Raw genomic sequence first — 538 nt, 5'->3', positions numbered from 1 at the left:
ACACGAATCTGTTGGCCTCTGCTCCCAGGAGATAGGTGTAGCCATGCCCACCGACTCCGGCGTTGATCAGCGGACCGCGCCATCGATACAGCGCCAGCAGCGCTTCGCCAAGCGGGTAGCGCACCGTCCGATACGTCCTCATTCGAGCATCTCCGAAAGCTCCAGCCAGCGATTCTCCATCGCCGCGACGTGGTCTTGCAGGACACGTAGTTGCTGGGTCAGCCGGGTGATGCCGACGTGGTCGGACTGGTCATGCTCGGCCAGTTCGGTATGTTTGGCGGCCACCCGGTCGGCCAGGCGGGCGAGTTGACGGTCGACTGCGGCCAACTCTTTTTCGGTGGCACGTCGCTGTGCGCCCGACATCGCCGGCGGCGCTGGCCGCTCGGCCGGTGCTGGGGCGCTAACGCGGGCAGCCAGCTGCAGGTATTCGTCGATGCCGCCGGGCAGGTGCCGCAACCGGTCATCGAGAATCGCGTACTGCTGGTCAGTGACCCGCTCGAGCAGATACCGGTCGTGTGAGACGACGATCAACGTACCC

Annotated in this window: 2 protein-coding genes; both read right to left on the bottom strand. The window is 65.2% G+C overall.

Annotation, left to right across the window (positions count from 1 at the left end; genetic code table 11):
* On the bottom strand, positions 1 to 124 hold a 124-nt coding region (locus BST12_RS34040), incomplete at its 3' end, for a hypothetical protein (RefSeq protein WP_245850629.1).
* A gap of 14 nt (positions 125 to 138) precedes the next feature.
* A partial coding sequence (locus tag BST12_RS29245; protein ID WP_139802079.1) for an ATP-binding cassette domain-containing protein occupies positions 139 to 538 on the bottom strand: 400 nt, incomplete at its 5' end.

Origin of the sequence: Mycobacterium angelicum, assembly GCF_002086155.1 — a bacterium.
Taxonomy (GTDB): Bacteria; Actinomycetota; Actinomycetes; order Mycobacteriales; family Mycobacteriaceae; genus Mycobacterium; species Mycobacterium angelicum.
The sequence above is the reverse complement of the archived record's forward strand: the minus strand, read 5'-3'. Positions and strand labels throughout refer to the sequence as shown.